This window comes from Streptococcus sp. GMD4S, assembly GCF_000296955.1.
Genome location: NZ_AJRE01000205.1, coordinates 1 through 1,614, shown reverse-complemented (window position 1 = coordinate 1,614; position 1,614 = coordinate 1). Strand labels below are relative to the sequence as shown.

Below are 1,614 nucleotides of genomic sequence, written 5' to 3'. Positions count from 1 at the left end.
TCCAGATGTTGGATGAGTTTGGTGATGCTGCTTTCTTGGACTTGAAGGAGACCTATCAGACGAGCTTTGATGCCTATCGCAAAATGCGTAAGCAGGTTTTGGAAGTCAAGAAAAACCAACAGGAACACAAGGCTCGTATTGAGATGTTGGAATTTCAAATGGCAGAGATTGAGGCTGCAAACTTGCAGGCTGGTGAAGACTTGGTTCTCAACCAAGAACGAGATAAACTCCTCAATCATAAAAATATTGCGGATACGCTAACCAATGCCTATAGCATGTTAGACAATGAGGAATTCTCCAGTCTTGCTAATGTCCGTTCAGCCATGAATGACATGGAAAGTGTCGAAGAGTATGACCCTGAATACCGTGAAATTTCAAGTTCTCTATCAGAAACCTACTATGTTTTAGAAGATATTACCAAGCGTTTGGAAGATATTATTGATGACTTGGATTTTGATGGCAATCGCCTCATGCAGGTTGAGAATCGCTTAGATCTTCTGAATACGATTACTCGCAAGTATGGTGGAACTGTGGACGACGTTTTGCTTTATTTTGCCAAGATTACGGATGAGTACAATCTCTTGACTGGAAATAACCTTTCTTCCGAAGATATGGAAGCAGAGCTCAAGAAATTGGAAGTTAATCTTGTTGATTTGGCAGGGCAGCTTGCATCAGCTCGCCATGACTTGGCCCAGCAGCTAGAAGCTGAGATAAAACAAGAGTTGCAAGATCTTTATATGGAGAAGGCTCAATTTCAAGTTCGCTTTAGCAAGGGCAAATTTAGTCGTGAGGGGAATGAAACGGTCGAGTTTTACATTTCCACCAACCCAGGTGAAGACTTTAAGCCTTTGGTCAAAGTTGCATCTGGTGGGGAATTATCCCGCCTTATGTTGGCTATCAAGTCAGCCTTTTCTCGTAAGGAAGGCAAGACCAGTATTGTCTTTGATGAGGTGGATACGGGAGTTTCAGGTCGTGTAGCCCAGGCCATTGCTCAAAAAATTCATAAGATTGGCCAGCATGGTCAGGTTCTTGCTATCTCTCACCTTCCACAAGTGATTGCCATCGCGGATTATCAATTCTTTATTGAGAAGATTAGCGATGAGCACTCAACGGTGTCGACAGTTCGTCTCTTGACTTTAGAAGAACGAGTAGAGGAAGTTGCTAAAATGTTGGCTGGGGAAAATGTAACAGAGGCGGCCCTTACCCAAGCTAGAGAATTATTGCAAACGAGGGAGAAATAAATGACAGACTATTATGTAATTGGAGATGTTCACGGAAAAGCAGGTATGCTGGAAGACCTTCTCAAAACATGGGATGGTCACACCCAGTTGCTCTTTCTAGGGGATTTGATTGACCGTGGTGAAGACAGTCGCCGTGTTCTAGAAATGGTCAAAGACTTGGTCGACAATCAAGGAGCTATCTGTCTATCAGGAAACCACGAGTATATGTTTCTGACTTGGCTCGATGACCCAGAAGAAAGCTATGACCATTATCGTCGCAATGGTGGAGATACAACTATTAACTCTATTTTAGGTCGTCCCTTGGATGCACCAGTTGATGGCGTAGAAGATGCCAAGCGTGTTGCGACTGAAGCGGCAGACTTGGTCGAATTTA

The 1,614-nt window shown here is 43.5% G+C and carries 2 protein-coding genes; both read left to right on the top strand.

Annotated elements, in window-relative coordinates; translation table 11 throughout:
* Positions 1 to 1,241: DNA repair protein RecN (locus GMD4S_RS08660; RefSeq protein WP_008289688.1), on the top strand; the 1,241-nt coding region annotated here is incomplete at its 5' end.
* Positions 1,242 to 1,614: metallophosphoesterase (locus tag GMD4S_RS08655; protein ID WP_000133317.1), on the top strand; the 373-nt coding region annotated here is incomplete at its 3' end.